Annotated in this window: 22 protein-coding genes; 17 read left to right on the forward strand and 5 right to left on the reverse strand. The window is 70.0% G+C overall.

From position 1 onward, the window contains the following. Window positions 1-11 precede the first annotated feature (11 nt). The 11 genes from ACFY5A_RS03790 (at window position 12) to ACFY5A_RS03840 (ending at window position 10071) form a co-directional block, all read left to right on the forward strand. Window positions 12-1952, forward strand: coding sequence for an alpha/beta hydrolase (locus tag ACFY5A_RS03790; protein WP_387231901.1), 1941 nt, complete (start codon window positions 12-14; stop codon window positions 1950-1952). 77 nt (window positions 1953-2029) lie between these two features. After that, window positions 2030-2671, forward strand: a complete 642-nt coding sequence (locus tag ACFY5A_RS03795) for a hypothetical protein (RefSeq protein ID WP_387231903.1) — start codon at window positions 2030-2032, stop codon at window positions 2669-2671. A gap of 206 nt (window positions 2672-2877) precedes the next feature. Then, window positions 2878-3507, forward strand: a complete 630-nt coding sequence (locus ACFY5A_RS03800; protein WP_387231905.1) for a hypothetical protein — start codon at window positions 2878-2880, stop codon at window positions 3505-3507. Window positions 3508-3563: 56 nt separating this feature from the next. Beyond that, entirely contained in the window at window positions 3564-4208 is a 645-nt protein-coding gene (locus ACFY5A_RS03805) for a hypothetical protein (protein ID WP_387231907.1), read from the forward strand. A 57-nt stretch (window positions 4209-4265) separates the two neighbouring features. Next, entirely contained in the window at window positions 4266-4514 is a 249-nt protein-coding gene (locus tag ACFY5A_RS03810) for a MoaD/ThiS family protein (RefSeq protein WP_105676200.1), read from the forward strand. A gap of 4 nt (window positions 4515-4518) precedes the next feature. Then, window positions 4519-5787 carry a gephyrin-like molybdotransferase Glp gene (gene glp / locus ACFY5A_RS03815; RefSeq protein ID WP_387231909.1) on the forward strand — a complete coding sequence of 423 codons (1269 nt, stop codon included), beginning with the start codon at window positions 4519-4521 and terminating at the stop codon, window positions 5785-5787. Continuing rightward, entirely contained in the window at window positions 5780-6250 is a 471-nt protein-coding gene (moaC, locus tag ACFY5A_RS03820; RefSeq protein ID WP_105676196.1) for a cyclic pyranopterin monophosphate synthase MoaC, read from the forward strand. Before glp ends, moaC begins: the two co-directional genes overlap by 8 nt. After that, entirely contained in the window at window positions 6247-6714 is a 468-nt protein-coding gene (locus tag ACFY5A_RS03825; RefSeq protein WP_341941031.1) for a MogA/MoaB family molybdenum cofactor biosynthesis protein, read from the forward strand. The genes moaC and ACFY5A_RS03825 overlap by 4 nt, the downstream gene beginning before the upstream one ends. Next, on the forward strand, window positions 6714-7424 hold the full coding sequence (locus ACFY5A_RS03830) for an NRDE family protein (protein ID WP_387231912.1): 711 nt from the start codon (window positions 6714-6716) through the stop codon (window positions 7422-7424). Before ACFY5A_RS03825 ends, ACFY5A_RS03830 begins: the two co-directional genes overlap by 1 nt. 110 nt (window positions 7425-7534) lie before the next feature. After that, on the forward strand, window positions 7535-9781 hold the full coding sequence (locus ACFY5A_RS03835) for a chitosanase (protein WP_387231914.1): 2247 nt from the start codon (window positions 7535-7537) through the stop codon (window positions 9779-9781). A gap of 149 nt (window positions 9782-9930) precedes the next feature. Continuing rightward, complete coding sequence (locus ACFY5A_RS03840; protein WP_181155952.1) at window positions 9931-10071, forward strand: hypothetical protein; 141 nt, start codon at window positions 9931-9933, stop codon at window positions 10069-10071. Window positions 10072-10162: 91 nt separating this feature from the next. On the opposite strand, the gene ACFY5A_RS03845 is transcribed toward ACFY5A_RS03840, so the two are convergent. Beyond that, the gene (locus ACFY5A_RS03845; protein ID WP_105676360.1) at window positions 10163-11134 is read right to left on the reverse strand and encodes a GlxA family transcriptional regulator; all 972 of its coding nucleotides are present in this window, start codon (window positions 11132-11134) and stop codon (window positions 10163-10165) included. Between the two features lie 88 nt (window positions 11135-11222). Here ACFY5A_RS03845 and ACFY5A_RS03850 point away from each other — a divergent pair, with 88 nt between their 5' ends. Genes ACFY5A_RS03850 through ACFY5A_RS03865 form a run of 4 tightly spaced genes read left to right on the forward strand, consistent with a single transcriptional unit; the run spans window position 11223 to window position 13083 of the window. Further along, the gene (locus ACFY5A_RS03850) at window positions 11223-11384 is read left to right on the forward strand and encodes a hypothetical protein (RefSeq protein ID WP_181155953.1); all 162 of its coding nucleotides are present in this window, start codon (window positions 11223-11225) and stop codon (window positions 11382-11384) included. Between the two features lie 40 nt (window positions 11385-11424). Then, the gene (locus tag ACFY5A_RS03855; RefSeq protein WP_387231916.1) at window positions 11425-11976 is read left to right on the forward strand and encodes a hypothetical protein; all 552 of its coding nucleotides are present in this window, start codon (window positions 11425-11427) and stop codon (window positions 11974-11976) included. Between the two features lie 12 nt (window positions 11977-11988). Further along, the gene (locus ACFY5A_RS03860) at window positions 11989-12429 is read left to right on the forward strand and encodes a hypothetical protein (protein ID WP_387231918.1); all 441 of its coding nucleotides are present in this window, start codon (window positions 11989-11991) and stop codon (window positions 12427-12429) included. Between the two features lie 21 nt (window positions 12430-12450). Next, a complete protein-coding gene (locus ACFY5A_RS03865) occupies window positions 12451-13083 on the forward strand; it encodes a LysE family translocator (protein ID WP_341941026.1) in 633 nt (210 codons plus the stop codon). A gap of 16 nt (window positions 13084-13099) precedes the next feature. Here ACFY5A_RS03865 and ACFY5A_RS03870 read toward each other — a convergent pair whose 3' ends face one another. The 3 genes from ACFY5A_RS03870 to ACFY5A_RS03880 form a co-directional block, all read right to left on the reverse strand. Further along, window positions 13100-14299 carry a glycosyltransferase gene (locus ACFY5A_RS03870; protein ID WP_387231920.1) on the reverse strand — a complete coding sequence of 400 codons (1200 nt, stop codon included), beginning with the start codon at window positions 14297-14299 and terminating at the stop codon, window positions 13100-13102. Between the two features lie 16 nt (window positions 14300-14315). Continuing rightward, window positions 14316-15530, reverse strand: coding sequence for a glycosyltransferase (locus tag ACFY5A_RS03875; RefSeq protein ID WP_387231922.1), 1215 nt, complete (start codon window positions 15528-15530; stop codon window positions 14316-14318). Window positions 15531-15632: 102 nt separating this feature from the next. Then, complete coding sequence (locus tag ACFY5A_RS03880) at window positions 15633-16754, reverse strand: hypothetical protein (protein WP_387231924.1); 1122 nt, start codon at window positions 16752-16754, stop codon at window positions 15633-15635. A 98-nt stretch (window positions 16755-16852) separates the two neighbouring features. On the opposite strand from ACFY5A_RS03880, the gene ACFY5A_RS03885 reads away from it, so the two are divergent. Continuing rightward, window positions 16853-17443: a hypothetical protein gene (locus ACFY5A_RS03885; RefSeq protein WP_105676369.1), complete on the forward strand. Its 591-nt coding sequence runs from the start codon at window positions 16853-16855 to the stop codon at window positions 17441-17443. 129 nt (window positions 17444-17572) lie between these two features. On the opposite strand, the gene ACFY5A_RS03890 is transcribed toward ACFY5A_RS03885, so the two are convergent. Next, window positions 17573-17983: an MmcQ/YjbR family DNA-binding protein gene (locus tag ACFY5A_RS03890; protein WP_387231926.1), complete on the reverse strand. Its 411-nt coding sequence runs from the start codon at window positions 17981-17983 to the stop codon at window positions 17573-17575. A gap of 42 nt (window positions 17984-18025) precedes the next feature. On the opposite strand from ACFY5A_RS03890, the gene ACFY5A_RS03895 reads away from it, so the two are divergent. After that, complete coding sequence (locus ACFY5A_RS03895; protein WP_341941021.1) at window positions 18026-19366, forward strand: DUF2252 domain-containing protein; 1341 nt, start codon at window positions 18026-18028, stop codon at window positions 19364-19366. Window positions 19367-19370: the final 4 nt, after the last annotated feature.

The raw sequence follows: 19370 nt of genomic DNA on the forward strand, positions 1-19370 counted from the left end.
CGGGAGATTTCGTGTCGTTCTCGCTGAAGGCGGTGCCGTCGGCGTCGGCGATGGATTCGCTCGCGACAGATGCCGCAGCCCTCGGTCAGAGGGTGAGCGACACGTTCGATGCGGTGGTCACGCAGTGGAAGCTGCTCGACGACGCGTTCGTGCTCATCCCCGCGGTTCCGGTGTCAGGGATGCTGATCACGCCGCAGAGTTCGATGTCTGACTTCTCAGACGCGATGGCGGCGGCGAAGTCGGCGCTGGGCAATGCGAGCTTCCACGACTTCGGGCCGCTGGAGGTGAGACGCGCGGATCTCCTCGGGCGGATCGACAACCTCAACCAGCGTCACGCGAATCATCAGGCCACGCTGCGCGAGGAGATCGCGGAGTTTCGCGCGGACCCCGCGAACGATCCGGTGATCACAGGACGCAATCACCCCGAGACCACCGCTTACGGCAACGCGAAAGCGAACCTGTCGATCCTCGATGACGAGGCGGAGACGTTGGCGCTCGACGTCGACCGGTTCCATCGAGACCTCGACGAGGCTGAGGCCGCGCTGGCGACGACGCTGAGGAGCATCACCGGTGGCGACACCGTGAGGCGCTCGGATGGGTCAGAGGTGCACAGCTCGCAGATGTACTGGGGGATCGTCCCGCCGGGTCGTTCGCAGGGCTTCGACAGCCGGCGCGAACCGCTGAGCCTGGAGGACTACTTCGCGCAGGCGGTGACCTCGTCGGTCGACACGCGCATCCAGTGGCTTGCGGACGCCGCCCCGAAGAAGGTCGAGGCGTGGCTGAACGATCACCCGGAGTTCATGGAGACCGTCGGGTTCGTGCCTCCCGCGGCTGCGGCGGCGTTGTTCGCCTCGTTGAAGGCGCGGTCGACGCAAGACACGTCCGGCGCGTGGACGACCGGGCCGCTGGGCACCCTGTGGAGCAACGCGCCCGGCGCGATCGGCAACCTCAACGGCCTGAAGGTCTCGGAGCGTTCCCCATTCGCGGAGCAGGAGCTGCAGCGCCTGCTCGCCGACCCGAACCTCACCGGTGACCAGAAGACCAAGCTGAAGCTCCTCGATCGCAAGGCCGCTGCCGCTGGCGTGACCCTGTTGTCCGTGTTCTTGGACACGGATGGTGACCCGCGGGCGTCGCTCGTGTGGGGAGACGCAGATACGGCGGATCAGATCATCACGATCACGCACGGCATCGCCACCGACCTCGGACAACTCGAGGACTGGGGAACGATCGGCGACGACCTCACCGAGGCGCTTCTGGATCAAACCGGAAAGCGTCATCTGGATTCGTCGACGGCGGTGGTGTTGTTCATGGAGTGGGACTCGGGTGACATGGTCACGGTGCAGGGTGCGGACCGTCCGCAAGACGGCGCCGCCCGTGAGGTCGCACTGATCGAGGGATTCCGGTTCGTGAACCCGTCCGCCTGGCAGGAAGGATGGGCGCACTCGCTGGGCACGACCACCACGGCCGACGCCGTGCTGCAGTCCCCCGGCGTGTTCGATCACGTGACCCTCTTCGGGTCGGCCGGCCTCACCCCGGGCGCCGGCACCAATCTCGACGAGCAGATCGCCAGTGGCGACCTCACCGTGTCATCCACGTCCGCCGACCTCGACTGGATCGCGATGTGGGGGCGGGTGCCCGGGGTGTCCGAGCACCCGGTGAACCCCGCCGATCTGCCGGGTGTCGACGTGTTCGGATCCGACGGCGGCCCCGTCGACGGCTACCTCGGCCCGGGTGGTGACACAGGCCTTCCCACACAGGGGCACAATGAGGGGGCGAGCACCAACCTCCTCTACCGGATCCACCGCGTAGACCCCTTGAGCGTGGCGACGGTGGGCCCCATCGCCGGGGTGCTGACGATGCCTGGTGACAGTGTCGGCTATCTCGACCCGCGTAGCCAGTCGTTCACACAAGCGGTCGCGGACTTCATGACCCGGATCGAGGAACACGGATGACCCACCGCACCACGCCTCACCGCACGACGACCACACGACGACTCGCGTGGGCTTTCGCGACCGTTCTAGGAGTGACCATGACACTGACCGGATGCGCCCCCACCGGCAAAGAGCTCTTCACCCAGGCGCAGACAGTGAACGCCACCGCGAAACACGCCGTCGCCGAACTGCAGCTCTACCTGTTCGATGGTGACTGGGACATCGGCACGTACGGCGAGATCCCTGAATCCTGCGGGGCCGACGGATACCGGTTCAAGTTCACCCGGTCCGCAATCGGCAACTACGACGCACCATGGCGTTTGCCGCAAGGATCGGTGGAGGCGCAGGCCGAGGACATCACGGCCTGGTTGGAGGATCACGGCTGGACCGGGATCGTGTTCCGCTCCTACACCGGCGACGTCACCGACGTCACCATCACCACCCGCAAACCCGACGCCCACATCGACGACCTCCTCATCACCATCGGCCCCGGCGAAGCCACCGACAGCATCAACCTCCGCACCACCACCACCTGCGAACCCGGCAATGTGGACACTCTTGCAGACCTGATGTTCCCGGGCGGTCTCTCCGACTACACCTCACCGTTGTCCGAGCATCCGTCGGCCGAGCCGTTCTTCGGGATGGCGCCGGACTCTCCGACGCCGGGCCCGCGCCCCGCCCCGATCACCTACCCCACCCCGACCGACACACCGACCCCGACACCTTCCCCAACCCCCTGACAATTCGGCGGATCGTTCTGCGGGGTGCTCACGATGCCTGGTGACAGTGTCGGCTACCTCGACCCGCGCAGCCAGTCGTTCACACAAGCGGTCGCGGACTTCATGACCCGGATCGAGGAACACGGATGACCCACCGCACCACGCCTCACCGCACGACGACCACACGACGACTCGCGTGGGCTTTCGCGACCGTTCTAGGAGTGACCATGACACTGACCGGATGCGCCCCCACCGGCAAAGACCTCTTCACCCAGGCGCAGACAGTGAACGCCACCGCGAAACACGCCGTCGCCGAACTGCAGCTCTACCTGTTCGACGGTGAGTGGGACGTCGACACCTACGGCGAGATCCCGGAATCCTGCGGCGTCGACGGGTATCGGTTCAAGTTCAGCCGGTCAAAAGTCGGTTCCAAAAATGACCCGTGGCGTTTGCCGCAAGGAACGGTGGACGCGCAGGCCGAGGACATCACGGCCTGGTTGGAGGATCACGGCTGGACCGGGATCGTGTTCCGCTCCTACACCGGCGACGTCACCGACGTCACCATCACCAACCGCAAACCCGACGCCCACATCGACGACCTCCTCATCACCATCTCCCCCGGCAAGAATCTCGACGCAATCACCCTCGACGCCACCACCACCTGCGAACCCGGAAACGCCTATGGTCTTCGCCAGTTGATGTTTCCGAACGGGTATGAGGGAGCCACAACACCCCAGTCGGAGCATCCGACCGCCGAACCGTTCTTCGGCATGGCACCCGACTCCCCCACCCCGGGCCCGCGCCCCGACCCGATCACCTACCCCCAACCGACCGACACACCGACCCCGAACCCGTGAAACCGACCCGACACCCACGAGCCGCCGCCCTCACCACGACCCTGCTCGCAGCGATCATGACGACCACCACCGGATGCGCCCCCACCGGCAAAGACCTCTTCACCCAGGCGCAGACAGTGAACGCCACCGCGAAACACGCCGTCGCCGAACTGCAGCTCTACCTGCACGACGGTGACTGGGACGTCGACAACTACGGGGAGCGGCCTGATCCGTGCGGGGCCGATGGATACCGGTTCAAGTTCACCCGGTCCACGATCGGCAACTACGACACACCGTGGCGTCTGCCGCAAGGATCGGTGGACGCGCAGGCCGAGGACATCACGGCCTGGTTGGAGGAGCACGGCTGGACTGGGATCGTGTTCCGCTCCTACACCGGCGGCGTCACCGACGTCACCATCACCACCCGCAAACCCGACGCCCACATCGACGACCTCCTCATCACCATCGGCTCCGGCCCCGCCTCCGACGGCATCATCCTCGATACCACCACCACGTGCGAAGCCGGCTCTTGGATCGACCTCGTGGATCTGATGTTCCCCGACGGCTTCAAGGGAGCCACAACACCCCAGTCCGAACATCCGACCGCCGAACCGTTCTTCGGCATGGCACCCGACTCCCCCACGCCGGGCCCGCGCCCCGACCCGATCACCTACCCCACCCCGACCGACACCCCCACCCCGACACCTTCCCCAACCCCCTGACAGTTCGGCGTCCGCCCCTGACCGATCGACGTCACCGCTCGTCATAGGATGAGCGGCATGGCGATCGTGATGCTGCGGTACTTCGCCGCGGCCGCCGAGGCCGCGGGGCGCGAGGCGGAAGAGCTCGACCTCGGAGCCGACCACACCCTCGGGGCGCTTCGCGATGCGCTCATCGGCCGCTACGGCGACCCCATGTCCCGCGTGCTGAAGAGCGGGTCGTTCCTCGTCGACGGCGTCGTGCGCCGCGACCCGGCACTGCCCGCCGGCGAGCGCGTCGACATCCTCCCCCCGTTCGCGGGCGGGTGACGCGATGACCGTGACCCTCGACGAGCACGCAGCCGCCGTCGCCGCTCTGCTCTCTCCCGTCCTCTCCGCGCTCGCCGATCCGGCGCACGCCGAGACCGTGCCGCTCGCTCCCGCAGGTCCGGCCAGGGGCCGCGTGCTGGCCGCCGACATCGCCAGCCCGATCCCCGTTCCTCCGTTCACCAACTCGCAGATGGACGGCTACGCCGTGCGCTCCGCCGACCTCGCCGCGGCGACCGAGGCGCGGCCGGTGCGGCTCCCGATCGGACGCGTGCGCGCGGCGGGCGATGCCGCGGGCGTGCACGAGCCCGGCACGGCGACCCCGGTCATGACGGGAGCCGCCATCCCCGAGGGCGCCGATGCGGTCGTGCAGATCGAGGCGGTGGATCCCCCGCGCTTCCTCGGCATCGGCGGCGCGCAGGGCGATCCGAGCGACGGGGTGGCGTTCTCGGCCCCCGCGACGCCGGGAGCGTTCGTGCGCGAGGTCGGCAGCGATGTCACCGCGGGGCAGTCGCTGCTCGCCGCAGGTACGCGCCTCGGCCCCGCGCAGCTCGCCGCCCTCGCCGCGGTCGGGCTCACGTCCGCCCCGGTGCGTCCGCGCCCCAAGGTGCTCCTGGTCTCGACGGGGCACGAGCTGCGCGCCCCGGGCGAACCTCTCGACTCCGGTCAGATCCACGACGCGAACACGGCATCACTCGCGGCATCCCTCGTCGACGTCGGCGCCGAGGTCGCCTGTGCGGCGGCCCCCGACGACGCGTCCGCCCTGCTGGCGGTCGTCGCCGCGCACCCCGAGGCCGACCTGCTGGTCACGACCGGCGGCGTGAGCGCCGGCGCCTTCGAGGTCGTGCGCGACGCCCTCGAACCCCGCGGCGTGAGCTTCGGGCACGTCGCCATGCAGCCGGGCGGGCCGCAGGGCGCGGGCCTCCTCCGACGCGAGGGGCTCCCGGATCTTCCGGTCATCGCGTTCCCCGGCAACCCGGTGTCGGCGCTGCTGTCTTTCGAGATGTTCCTGCGCCCGCTGCTGCGGCGGGCTGCGGGCCTGCGCGAACGGCGCGAGGTGTCGTGGCTGCCGCTCGCGCACGCGATCGAGTCCCCGCAGGGCAAGCACCAGATCCGCCGAGGGATGCTGCGCGACGACGGCAGTGTCGCGGTGGGGGCGCCGGGGTCGCATCTGCTGCACGACTACGCGCGCGCCACGGTTCTGGTGCATGTGCCGACGGGCATCGCCGCGCTTCCCGCCGGCGCCGAGGTCGAGGTCTGGAGGATCGATGAGTGAGCTCTCGCACCTGCGAGCGGACGGGTCGGCGCACATGGTCGACGTCACCGAGAAGCAGGTGACCCGTCGAGAGGCATCCGCACAGGCCGTGCTCGTGACGACGCCGGAGGTCGTGGCGATGATCGCCGACGGCTCGCTGCCCAAGGGTGAGGCGCTGGGCACGGCGCGGCTCGCCGGCATCATGGGCGCCAAGCAGACGTCGACGCTGATCCCGCTGTGCCATCCGCTGCCGCTGACGAAGCTGTCGGTCGACCTGGAGCCCCAGGGCGATCGGGTGCGCATCGTCGCGACCGCCGTGACGAACGGCGTCACCGGGGTCGAGATGGAGGCCCTCACGGCGGCGAGCGTGTCGGCGCTGACGCTGTACGACATGATCAAGGCCGTCGACAAGCACGCCGTCATCACCGACGTGCTCGTGCTCGCGAAGTCGGGCGGCAAGAGCGGCGACTGGTCGCGCCCGTGACCCGCACGGCTCACGTGCTCGTGGTGTCGACCAGGGCCGCGAGCGGCGTGTACGACGACCGCACCGGCCCGGTGATCGCGCAGTGGCTGCGTGAGCGCGGCTTCGACGTGCGGGTCGAGGTGACGGCGGATGCCGGGGTCGCCGATGCCCTCGCGGCGCTGCTGTCGCAGCATCCGTCCGTCCTGCTCACGACCGGCGGCACGGGGATCTCGCCCGACGACCGCACTCCGGAGGCGACCCGCGCTCTGCTCGATGCGGAGCTGCCGGGCATCGTCGAGGAGGTCCGGCGCCGCGGTGCCGCCGTGACGCCGACCGCCGTGCTCAGCAGGGCCGTGGCTGGCATCGCCGGCGGATGCCTCGTGATGAACCTGCCCGGATCCTCGGGGGGCGTCCGCGACGGTCTCGCCGTGCTCGACGGCGTGCTCGACCACGTGCTCGACCAGCTCTCCGGAGGGGACCACTGATGTGCACCGTCATCGTCGACGCGGCAGACGCGGCATCCGTCCGTCTGCTCGCTGTGCGCGATGAGGACCCGCAGCGCGACTGGGACGAGCCCGGCGCCTGGTGGCCGGAGAGCCATCCGGGCGTGATCGGCATCCGCGACCGCCGCGCCGGAGGGGCCTGGCTCGCCGCGAACCCGGCGGAGCGCCGTCTCGCGGTGCTGCTGAACCGTGCCGACGTGCTCGATCTGCCCGCGGATCAGGCGCTGTCGCGGGGGTCGCTCGCCCTGGAGTCGGTCATGGGGCGCTCGCCCGTCGCCCCCGAGAGGATGCACGGCTTCAACCTCCTGGAGGTCCGTCCGGAGGGCGCCCGCGTGCTCAGCTGGGATGGCGCGACGCTGCGGGAGACGCCCATCGAGCCCGGCACGCACATGATCGCGCACGACGATCTCGACGACGAGGAGACGCCGCGCATCGCGGCGTGGCTGCCGGAGTTCCGCTCTCTCGGACCGACCTCCGCGAGCGCCGACTGGCGAGCGGAATGGGTGGGGATGCTGGCGGCATCCGCCCGCCTCTCCCCCGAAGACGACAGGGCCATCATCCGCGACAACCGACCCCACGGGTATCCGACGCAGTCGCTGCTGTACTGCACGGCATCCGTCTCCGACCGGGGCATCGACCTGGACTATCACGCGCTGCCGACGCCGGCGCACTGGGCGGCGCCGACGTCCTGACGCGTCGCGCCTTCTCGCCTCGACCCATTGCTCCGGGCGGGTTCCTCGGGTATAACTCTTCGTAAAGAACGTTTCCTAAAGGTTCTGCCCCCCACCCCACCGGAGGAACAATGCGCCACCGTCGACCACTGCTGGCCCTGCTGGCAGCCGCAGTCGCACTACCGCTCACCGGCCTGATCGCCACCTCGGCCCAGGCGACGACGACCATCACCCTGCGCGACCCCGTGAAGCGGGAGATCGCCCAGGAGATCATCACCTCGGCTGAGAACTCCTCGCTGAACTGGTACGACCAGTACAGCTACATCGAGCCCTACCCCGACGGCCGCGGCCTCACCGCCGGCATCGTGGGCTTCACGTCCGGCACCCACGACATGCTCGTGCTCGTGCAGAACTACACCCAGAAGTACCCGAACAACCGCCTCGCGAAGTGGATCGACGAGTTGGAGCAGGTCGACGGCACCGACAACACGGCGCCGCTCGGCGAGGCGTACATGGCCGACTGGCGCGCCGAGGGTGCGGTGCCCGCGTTCCAGCAGGCGCAGCGCGACGAGGTCACCGTGCAGTACTTCGACCCCGCCGTCGACCTCGCGATCGCCGACGGCGTCGGTCCGCTCGGGCAGTTCGCGTACTACGACGCCGCCGTCGTGCACGGTTACTCCGGGCTCGAGGACGTGCGCACCCAGGCGAAGAAGAAGGCGAAGACCCCCGCATCCGGCGGCACCGAGACCGCCTACCTCAAGGCCTTCCTCGACGCGCGCGTGGTCGAGATGAAGAAGGAGGAGGCGCACGAGGACGTCAGCCGCATCGAGAACGCGCAGCGCGTCTGGCTCAACGCCGGCAACCTCAACCTCAACACCCCGCTGAACTGGTCGGTCTACGGCGACCCGTACTCGATCCCCACCAACCCCACCCCGCACTGGCCCGTCGGAGGCACGACGCCGACCCCCACGCCGACCCCGACCAGCACACCGACGCCGACGCCCACACCCGGCACCGCGACGCTGATCTCGAAGAACAAGCCGGTGACGACCTCGTCGTCCGAGGGCTCGGGCTTCGAGGCAGCGAAGGCGGTCGACGGCAACGCGACGAGCCGCTGGTCGAGCGTCGAAGGCGTGGACCCGCAGTGGATCCGCATCGACCTGGGCGCAGGCTCCAAGGTCGACAAGGTCGTCCTGAAGTGGGAAGCCGCATACGCATCCAAGTACCGCGTCGAGGTCTCCGCCGACGGCACCACCTGGACGACCCTGGCCACGGAGGCCGCGGGCAACGGCGGCACCGACGAGTTCACCGGACTCAACGGCACCGGCCGCTACCTCCGCATCTACGGCACCGCACGCGGCACCGCCTACGGGTACTCGCTGTTCGAGGTCGAGGCCTACACCCTCACCGGCGGCGGCACCCCCACGCCGACGCCGACCCCGACGCCCACCCCGACTCCGACTCCGACGACGCCGACCGGACCGGCATGGCCGGGCTCGTCGCAGATCACGGTCGCCGACGCCACCGACACGTTCGACACCGACATGAGCGGCCTGTCGTTCTCCGCCGACGGCTCCGTGCTGTGGGCCGTGAACAACGGCTCCGGCACGCTGCACCGCCTCGTCCGCCAGGGCACGACCTGGGTGGACTCCTCCGGCTGGTCGGGCGGACGCACCCTGCGCTTCCCGAGCGGTTCGGGCACGGTCGACGCCGAGGGCGTCGCGGCCGTCGGAACCGACCTGTTCGTCGCCTCTGAGCGCAACGGATCGAGCAAGAGCACGAGCCGCCCGTCGATCCTGCGCTACCAGCCGGGATCGGGCTCCGGATCGCTGACGGCGGTCAAGGAGTGGAACCTCACGTCCGACCTGCCCTCGGTGGGCGCGAACGACAGCCTCGAGTCGATCGCCTGGATCCCGGATGCCGACCTCGTCGCAGACGGCTTCATCGACCAGCGCACGGGGGCGGCGTACTCGCCCTCGTCCTACGCGAACCACGGCGGCGGCCTGTTCTTCGTCGGCCTGGAGGCCACGGGCGACGTCTACGCCTACGCGCTGAACCTCAGCGGCGGCTTCACCAGGGTCGCGACCTTCGGCTCGGGCTTCGACGCCGTCATGGAGCTGGAGTACCAGCCGAGCACGCACACGCTGTGGAGCGTGTGCGACGACACCTGCGATGGCGAGGTGGCTGCGCTGAAGATCACCTCCGGCTCGTTCACGGAGGTCGCGCACCACGACCGCCCGAGCGGGATGCCGAACATCAACAACGAGGGATTCGCCCTCGCCCCGCAGTGCGTCAGCGGATCTCGCTACGCCGTCTGGGCGGATGACGGCGACACGGGAGGCCACGCCCTGCGCGCAGGGTCGATGACCTGCAGCTGATCCTCCGAACGAAGCGCCCGGGTCGCCTGCCGGCCCGGGCGCTTCGGCGTGCACCCCCTTGACCGGATCGCGACCGTCGCGCTACTCTTCCATAAATCAGAAGTAAACTTCCGAATCATGGAATCTAGCTCAACGGAGAGGTGACCGACATGACGCACGACGACCAGACGCCGAAGGTCCGCGACGACCGCGAGTCCCCGCTCGTCTACATCGACCCCGACTTCTCCATGCCCGAGCGCACCGACCGCTACCTGCGCGCCTTCCGCATCCTCTTCCCCAAGGCCTCCTGAGCCTCGCTGCGTCCGCTCCCGTCGCAAAAGATCCCGCTACGAGAAGCGGAAACCGGGACTTATTGCGACGGGAACGTGAACGGATGCGGCGCTACGCCGCGGAAGCCTCGTCGGACGCGCAGGAGAAGCGCGCGCGGTAGGCGGTCGGCGTCGTGCCGAGCATGCGCGTGAAGTTCTGCCGCAGCACGGCCGCGGAGCCGAAACCGCACTCGTCGGCGATCTGATCGAGCGCGAGGTCGGTGCGCTCCAGCATCCGCTGCGCGTGGATGATCCGCTGTCGGCCGAGCCAGGCCGCGGGCGTCGCACCGTACTCGGCCTTGAACCGACGGGCGAAGGTGCGGGGCGACATGAGCGCCCTCGCGGCCAGCCTCTCGACGCCCAGATCGTCGCGCAGATTCTCGACGGCCCAGTCCGCGACCGCCGACAGCGAGTCCCCGTTGCCGTGCGGGATCGGGCGATCGATGAACTGCGCCTGCCCACCGTCGCGCTGCGGGGGGACGACCATGCGCCGGGCGACGCGGTTGGTCAGCTCGGCGCCGATCTCCAGCCGCAGCAGGTGCAGGCACGCGTCGATGCCGGCGGCGGTGCCGGCGCTCGTGATGATGCGGCCGTCCTGCACGAACAGCACATCGGGATCGATGTCGATCTGCGGGTACATCTCCGCCATGTGGTGCGCGTACATCCAGTGCGTGGTGGCCCGGCGTCCGTCGAGCACGCCCGCAGCCCCCAGGATGAAGGAGCCGCTGCACACGCTCATGACCCACGCGCCTCGGGCCACGGCGTCGCGCGCGACATCGAGCAGCAGCGGATCGATCTGCGCCCAGTACTCGCGCGGCAGCGGGCAGAAGACGACGAGGTCGGCCTCGTAGGCGAAGGACAGGTCGTTCTCGACGTTGACCGAGAACCCCATCTTCGAGTTCACGACACCGGCCCGCGGCGCGACGACGCGGAAGTCGAAGCTCGGCACCCCCTCGTCGCTGCGGTCGAGACCGAAGGCCTCGCAGGCGACGCCGAACTCGAAGGGGGCGAAACCGTCCTGGATGATGCAGGCGACCGTCTTCATGCACACGTCCGTTCTTTGGCAGATTTCATGCGTTCATAGTCTATTCTGCCACTCGTGGCGGATCAACACTGATCGTAGTGTTTCTGCCATGATACTCGTCTTCGCACTCATCGCCCTCAGCGTGTGGGGGCTCATCGCCACCGTCATCGAACTGCGTCGCGACGGCTACCGCCGCACCCCCACCGACTGGAACCGCGTCGCCGAGCACGATGCCCTCGACCGGGCCGAGCTCGGGCACGTGTACAGGTAGGTCTCCCCGTCCGTCGGATGCCGGGGCTACGCTCGACTGCATGAGCGAGCCCCTGCAGCCTCCTGTCCCGCCGTACGGACAGCCGAGTCCTCAGCCGCAGTCCGCACCGCATCAGCCGCAGCCGCAGTCCACACCGGATCCTCCTCAGCCGTACGGCGGCCCGCAGGGCCATCCGCCCGAGACCGCACCGTATCAGCGGGTCGGTCACCCCGTCGGCGCCCCGCATCCCGCGCAATTCCCGACCTCGGGGCCCGCCGGCCCTCCCTCTCCTCCGACATCGAGCGGCGCGCTCGGGCGCACCGCGTTCATCATCGCCCTGGTCAGCCTCGCCGTCGGTACCCTGAGCACGATCGCCTACCCGCTCGCGAGCAGCCTGCTCGACTTCTCCACGCCGATCAGCATGGGCGTGCTCTCCGCACTCATCGGTGTCATCACCCTGGCGGCCGCCGGGGTCGCTCTCGCTCTCGGTCTGGCCGCGCTCCGGCGCCCGGGGCCGCGGGTGCTCGCGGGCATCGCGATCGGCATCGCTGCCGCGAAGCTGTTCGGCACCATCGTGTCCTGGCTCTCCACCGTCGTCTACACCTTCATCTGACCGGGAGACCTCATGAGCGATCCGCACCAGCCGAGCCCCGGACAGCCGTACGGCGCTCCGCCGCAGTACCCGACGTCGGCCGGAGGCCCCCCGCATCCCCTCACTCCGCCGTATCCGACCTCGCCCATGTACGCCGGTCTGACGGAGCCCGGGAACCCGCTCGGCCGGATCGCCCTGCTCATCGCCGTGATCACCGCCGGCATCGGCTCCCTCTCGGGCCTGATCTACCCCTTCCTCATCACCAGGGGCGGCTACGGCATCGTGAGTGTGCTGTCGAGTGTCGTCGCTCTCGTCGTGCTGATCGCGGGCGCGGTCGCTCTCGTCCTCGGGATCATCGCACTGCGCCGCCCGGAACCGCGACTCGCCGCCGCCATCGCGGTCGGCATCGCCGGGGCGACGGTCGTCGCACATCTCGGCGGCTGGGCGGTGAACCTCACCTACACGCTCCTCTGAACCGAGGTGTAGGGTCAGCTCATGATCCCTCTGGACAGCCTCGTGGCGTTCGTCGTCACCTCGGTCGTGATCATCGTCATCCCCGGCCCGAGCGTGCTGTTCGTCATCGGACGCTCCCTCTCCCTCGGCCGCCGCGCCGGTGCGCTGAGCGTCGTGGGCAACGCGCTCGGCACCGTCCCCGCGGTCGTCGCCGTCGCCTTCGGCGTCGGAGCCATCGTCGCCTCGTCCGTGCTCGCCTTCACGATCATCAAGATCGTCGGCGCCGCCTACCTCGTGTGGCTCGGCATCCAGGCGATCCGCCACCGGCACGATCACCGCGCTGATGCCCCGCGCGAGCCCGCATCCGCCGGAAAGCTCCTGCGCCAGGGCTTCATCGTCGGCGCGACCAACCCGAAGACCATCGCGTTCTTCGTCGCGGTTCTGCCCCAGTTCGTCTCTCCCGCCGCGGGGCCGGTGTGGGCGCAGCTCCTGCTGCTCGGGCTGATCTTCCAGACCCTTGCCATGGTCTGCGACAGCATGTGGGTCCTCGTGGCCGGCACGGCCCGCGCGTGGTTCGGGCGCTCTCCGCGGCGCATGTCGACGCTCTCCGGCGCCGGCGGCGTCATGATGATCGGCCTCGGCGGCACACTCGCCCTGACCGGCGCGAAGAGCTGACGACCGCGAGTCCGGTTCAGCGAGCTCCGGCGAGCACCCGCTCGTACACCTCGGCCATCGCCGCCGTGCGCGACGACTGACGGAACGCCTCGGCGACGGACGGCAGCGGCACGGGTGCGGTGCCTCCCGCGATGTCGGATGCCGCCTGCCGCAGCGTCTCCGCGAGCGCGGCGATGCGTCGCGGCTCGTCGCCGTCGGCATCCGGCACCGCCCACAGGCCGCCGCCGAGCTCTGCCGCGATGTCCGGATCGCTGATCACCGACGGGGTGCCGAGGGTCGCCGCCTCGAAGGGGGTCATGCCCTGGGTCTCGAAGCCGATCGAGGTCTGCACGAGGGCGTCGGCCGCCGCGATGCGGGCGAGCGTCTCGGGGTAGCTGAGCTTTCCTGCGAACCGCACGTGCGGGAGCCCCGCGACGATCTTCTCCGCGGCTGCTCGCTGCGCACCGCCCCCGATGATCTCGAGGTCGGCGTCGACTCCCGCGGCGACGAACGCCTCCAGGAACGGGAGCAGCCGCTTCTCGGGGCTCATCCGTCCGAGCCACACGAAGCGCGGCCGGCCGGGCGCCCGCTCCTCCGGCGCCGCCGCGAGGGTCGCCTCGCGCACGTCGTCGTCGATGCCGTTCCACACCACGTCGACCGGGGAGAACACGTCGTGCTCCTCGAGCCTGCGGGCGAAGTGCGTCGAGGGCGCCGTGACCGCGGCGGCTCCGGCGGCGAGCCCCCGCAGGAACGCCCAGCCGTCGGTCCCCGATCCCGAGCCGCGCAGCGCACGACGGCGCCACGCGTTCAGGAAGGCCAGCACGGGGGCGGCGAGAGGCGTGACCGCGCGGATGCCGACGTCGACGCGGTTGTGCATCGTGTGCACGACGGGGATGCCGTGGCGCTCCGCATACCTGTGTCCGATGAAGCCGCCCCAGAAGTCGGCCTGCACGTGCACGAGATCGACGGGCGGACGCCGCGTCATCGCGCGGTCGAGGAAGCGGTCGGTGGAGCGCCCCGGCCAGCTCATCGCGTACTCGCGGTCTGCGGTGATCGGCATCGACGGCAGATCGACGTTCGCCGCGTCGAAGCCGCCGGCGCGCGGTCCATGCATCCTCGGCGCGACGACGGTGACCGTGTGACCGGCGCGTTCGAGGAACTCGCGCTGCAGCCGCATCGACACCTGCGCCCCGCCGAGGGAGTCGAGGTGCTGATCGCCGAAGAAGACGATGTGCATCGCGCCGGGCCGCCCGCTACTCGGGCAGCTTCTCGTCGCGGTACAGAGCCTCGAACGTATCGAGGGTGCGGTTGATGTCGTGGATCGCGACGCCGTCGAGGGATGCCTGCTGCATCCGCTCGTACTCCGCCTTGTCGGCGGTCAGCACGTCGGTGAGGCGTGCGGCCAGCTCCTCCACGTTCCCCGGCTCGAACAGGTAGCCGTTCTCGCCGTCGTGCACGAGGTGCGGGAGGGCGACGGCATCCGCGGCGACGATCGGGAGCGCCGACGCCATCGCCTCCATCGTCGCGATCGACTGCAGCTCGGCGATCGAGGCGATCGCGAACACCGAGGCCCGCGACAGCAGTGCGCGCAGCTGCTCGTCGGTCGTGCGCCCGTGGAAGGTGACGCGGTCGCCGAGCCCGAGCTTGACCGCGAGGTTCTCGAGGTTCTTGCGCTGGTCGCCGCCGCCGACGATGTCGAACGTCGCCTCGAGCCCCGGGTCGAGCTTCGTCATCGCCTGCAGGATGACCTCGACCTGCTTCTCGGCGGTGAGTCGCCCGACGAAGATGATGCGGTTCTTCTCGCGCGGCCCGATGACCGGGGTGTACTGCGTGCGGTCGATGCCGCAGCTGATCGGGATCACGCCCTTCACATCGACCGTCTTCTCGAGGAAGTCCGCCGCGCGACGCGTCGGGGTGGTCACCGCGCGGGTGAGGTCGAAGGTGTTCTTCGCGTCGGCCCACGCGTACTTGAGCACGAGGTCGTCGATGAACTTGGGCATCATCGAGTGGTCGAGGATGTTCTCCGCCATGACGTGGTTCGTCGCGATGACGGGGATGCCGCGCTCGTGGGCGATGCGGGCGAGCCCGCGGCCGATGACGATGTGCGACTGGATGTGCACCACGTCGGGCTTCACCTGGTCGATGATCTGACGCGCGTAGTGCTTCGAGCGCCACGGCCACACGAAGCGGATCCAGTCGTGCGCGACCCAGCGGACCGACGGCAGACGGTGCAGCGTCATGGGCTCACCCTCGATGACCTCGGTGCGCGCAGCGGCACGACGGTAGGCCTGGTTGGGGGCGACGATATGCACGTCGTGGCCCCGCTGCACGAGTCCGGCGGCGAGGCGCTCGGCGAAGCGGGCGGCGCCGTTGATGTCGGGCGAGAAGGTGTCGCACCCGATGAGGATCTTCAGCGCGCGAGGCGCGGGTGCGGGGGCACTCGTCGAATCGATGGGAGAAGAGGACATGCTGCCTTACGGTTCGGCGGCCAAGGAAAGCCCTGGTCGGGCGGTCGCCACTTTACCGGAGGCCCCTGATCCCGCGGCTCAGGCGTACCGGCATCGGCACAGTCAGACCCGGTGCGAGTCCGCTCCGCTCCTCTGCGCCGACTCGATGCGCTGCTCGATCGCGGCGTACATCTCGTCGTCGATGAGGCGCCCGACGAACAGGAGCGTCGTCCGCGACGGCGCCGTCTTCACCGTCACGGCGCGCCCCGCGCGCCTGAGCCCGGACAGCTGATTCCAGAGCAGTCGCGTCTCGCCACCGGGGCCTGTCAGCTCGAGAGCGTCCGGAGCGAGCGTGAGGGTCTGCGCCGTACCGAGCGCGAGGGTCCGGGTGACCCCACGGCTCACCGCCACGACCAGGACGATCAGGCACACGACGGCGAGCGCCGCGATGACGGCCGAGAACCCCATCGTGTCGCGAGGCAGGATGCCGGTGGCTCCCGCCGCGAGTCCGGCGATGCCGACCGCACCGAGGACCCCGAAGACGGCGAGGAGCGGTCCCGACCGACGCAGCAGCGCGGCGCGCGCGACGCGCTGGTCGCCCGCCGCGAACACGATGGAGGCGCTGAGCGCGGGAGCCGACGGGACAGCGTCTGCGACAGCGGATGCGGGCACGTCTGCGCGAGCGGGAGCGTCCGCGCGAGCAGAAGCGGAAGCGGGCGCGTCTGCGGAAGCGATGTCGTCCGCCCGACCACCGACGCCGTCGGCCAGGCGGATCGACTCCACGGCCTCCGCCAGCGCCTCATCGTCGATGAGTCGCCCCGGTAGCCCGAGGCGCGCGTTTGACGGGGCGATCGTGACGTAGACGCCGCCGCCGATCCTCGTCAGGTTCGACAGCTGACGCCACCGGATGCGATCGGCGCCGCCGGGGCCATCGATGTCGAGGGTGTCATCGGAGACCGTGAGGCTGAACTCGGCGCCGAGCGGCAGCTGCCGGCGGACCATCAGGGCCTGATTCCCGACCAGGAGCGCCACCAGCGCGACGACGAGGCACACGCTGCCCACGGCGATCCCCCAGACGGACGACGGCGAACCGTCGAGGGCGCTGAGCCCGGCCGCCACGGCGAACAGCACGACGACGACCCCGAGCAGGACGAACACCCTGCGCGACTGTCTGAGGTGGCCGCCGAGCACGGCCCGCTGATCGCGGCGATCGATCGTGATCGTCCGACGCTCGAACCCGCTCATGCGCTGCCCTCCCAGAACTCCGCCCACGGTCACGATAGCGGCGTCCTGTTCCGTTCGTGCACCGGCATCCGCACAGGCTCAGCCCCTACCGTGGTGTCATGCGACTGATCGCCGACGCCGACCCCCAGCTCTGGATCCCCGTGACGGACTCGCTCGGATTCAAGGGCCGCCGCCATCGCAAGGCCGCGATCCGGATGCTGCTGGGTCAGGCGAACTCCGCTCTGGGCGCCGTCGAGCGCCCCGGGTCGAAGTTCGGCGCATGGGTGATGAGCCAGGCGGCGCCGCTGCTCATGAAGCGCGCGGACGGCCGCGTGCTGGTGTGGACGTGGAAGGCCGACCCCGAGCTCGTCGTCGCGATGGTCACGGCGCAGGCGCTCACCCCCGACGTGCGCATCGCGCGGGCGTCGATGCCGATGGACTACGACGACACCGAGTCGTTCCAGAGCCGCTGGCTCGGCCGGGGTGAGAAGCTCGTCGTGCCGATGCCGGCGTCGCCCTCCTCTCCGCCCTTCGCGTCCTACACGTGGGACACCGGAACGCATCTCGTGACGCTCACGGCGATCTGCGGCGAGCGCGAGCGCTTCGGCACCCTGATCGGCGCGCTCGACGAGCTGGCGCGCAGCATCCGCATCGCCGACGACCTCACCGGCGGGGAGTCGCCCGAGGTGCTGCGGCTGCCTCCGGCCTGAGCCGGCGGCGGACGCTAGCCCCGGCAGCCCCGCACTGGCTCCAGAACTCCGGCGATCGGCTCCGAACAACATCGGCCGCGCCTCTTCCCGCCCGGATTCCGCCCGATTCTCCGGAGTCCTGGAGCGGCCCTACTCCAGCCCGCGCTCCGCGAGCCACTCCTTCGCGATCCGCGCCGGAGCGCGCAGCAGCCACGCGTCGGCGATGATCTCCGCCAGGCGGTCGCGGTCGATCGCATCGAGTCGCACGAGCAGCCCCGGATACCCGTCGAAATGGGGGATGCTGAACAGCGCATCCGGCTCGGCGGCGAGCAGCGCCGCCTTCTCCTCCAGCGACCCTACGCGCACCCCGAGCACAGGGCCGTCCGGCCAGGAGCGGCCGAGCTCCTCCAGCTGGCGCAGGTCCGTCGCCCTCGGCCCGCGGATCCACGCGATCTGACCGCTCTTCAGTCGCCATGCCGGCTCCCCCGTGTGACCGCCGGTGCGCTCCTCCACCCCGGGGAGCGCCATCGCGATCTCCCGCACGTCGTCGATGTTCGCCATCCCGCCATCGTCCTCCGCTCGGACTCCTGCCACAATGACGGAATGGTCGCTCTGTGGACACCGCCGCCCTCGCACGCCACCCTCCTCCAGAAGGGAGCCGAGGCGCGCAAGAGCACGCCGCGGCGCATGCTGGCTGAGCACTCCACGGGCGCTCGCGATCCGCTCGGCATCCTCGAGAGGCAGAACCGCACACGGCTGCAGGACCTCGTGCCGCTGCGCACCGAGCGCATGTCGGCGAGCCCGTTCGCCTTCTACCGCGGAACCGCGGCGCTCATGGCGGCCGATCTCGCCGATGCTCCGCACAGCGGCATCCTCGTCGCGTCCTGCGGCGATGCCCACGTGTCGAACTTCGGCTTCTACGCGTCGCCGCAGCGCAGCCTCATGTTCGACCTCAACGACTTCGACGAGGCCGCCTGGGCGCCGTGGGAGTGGGACGTGAAGCGGCTCGTCGCGAGCATCGTGATCGGCGGTCAGGCGTCAGGACGCACGGATGCCGTGATCGACCAGGCCGCCCTCGCCGCCGTCACCACCTACTCCCGCGGCATCGCGAGGGCCACCGCGCTCAGCCCGAAGGACCGCTACTTCACGCACTTCGACGTCGACCAGACCCGCAGCATGCTCGACAAGGCGTCGCAGAAGGCGATCCGCAGCGCGGTGAAGCAGGCCGAGCGTCGCACCGGCGAGCGCGCGGTCCGGCGGTTGACGCAGGCGGATGCCGACGGACGCCGGCGCTTCCTCCACCAGGAGCCGACGACCGCACCCGTCGCGGACGGCCTGCTCGCCGTCGTGCACGACCTCGTCGACCAGTACCGCCGGACGGCGAGCCCCGACGTGGCGCTGCTGTTCGAGCACTACACGGTCAGCGACGTCGCACGCCGCGTCGTCGGGGTCGGCAGCGTCGGCACCCGCTGCTACCTGGTGCTCTTCCAGGACGGCGAGGACAGCACCGTGCTGATGCAGCCGAAGGAGGCCGCGCAGAGCGTGCTCGTCGAGTACGGCCGCGTCGAGCAGCCGCCCGCGCTGCAGGAGCTGATCGAGGCTCACGGAGAGGGGGCCCGTGTCGTGTCGATGCAGCGCATCCTGCAGGCGCTCTCCGACCCGTTCCTCGGTCACCTGCGGTCGCCGAACGCCGACTTCTACGTGCGGCAGTTCCACGACATGAAGGGCAGCATCGAGGTCGAGGACCTCGACGACGGCCCCTTCGTGACCTACGCGCAGGCGTGCGCGGCGACCGTCGCCCGCGCGCACAGCCAGTCGGTCACGGCATCCGAGGTCGCGGGGTACATCGGCGGAGGCCGCGCCGTCGCGTCGGCGCTGCTCGACTGGGCCCGCGCCTACGCCGACGTCTCGCGCGCCGACTTCGAGGCGTTCCGCGCCTCCTGAGGAC

Origin of the sequence: Microbacterium sp. NPDC012755 (assembly GCF_042901325.1) — a bacterium.
GTDB classification, from domain to species: domain Bacteria; phylum Actinomycetota; class Actinomycetes; order Actinomycetales; family Microbacteriaceae; genus Microbacterium; species Microbacterium natoriense.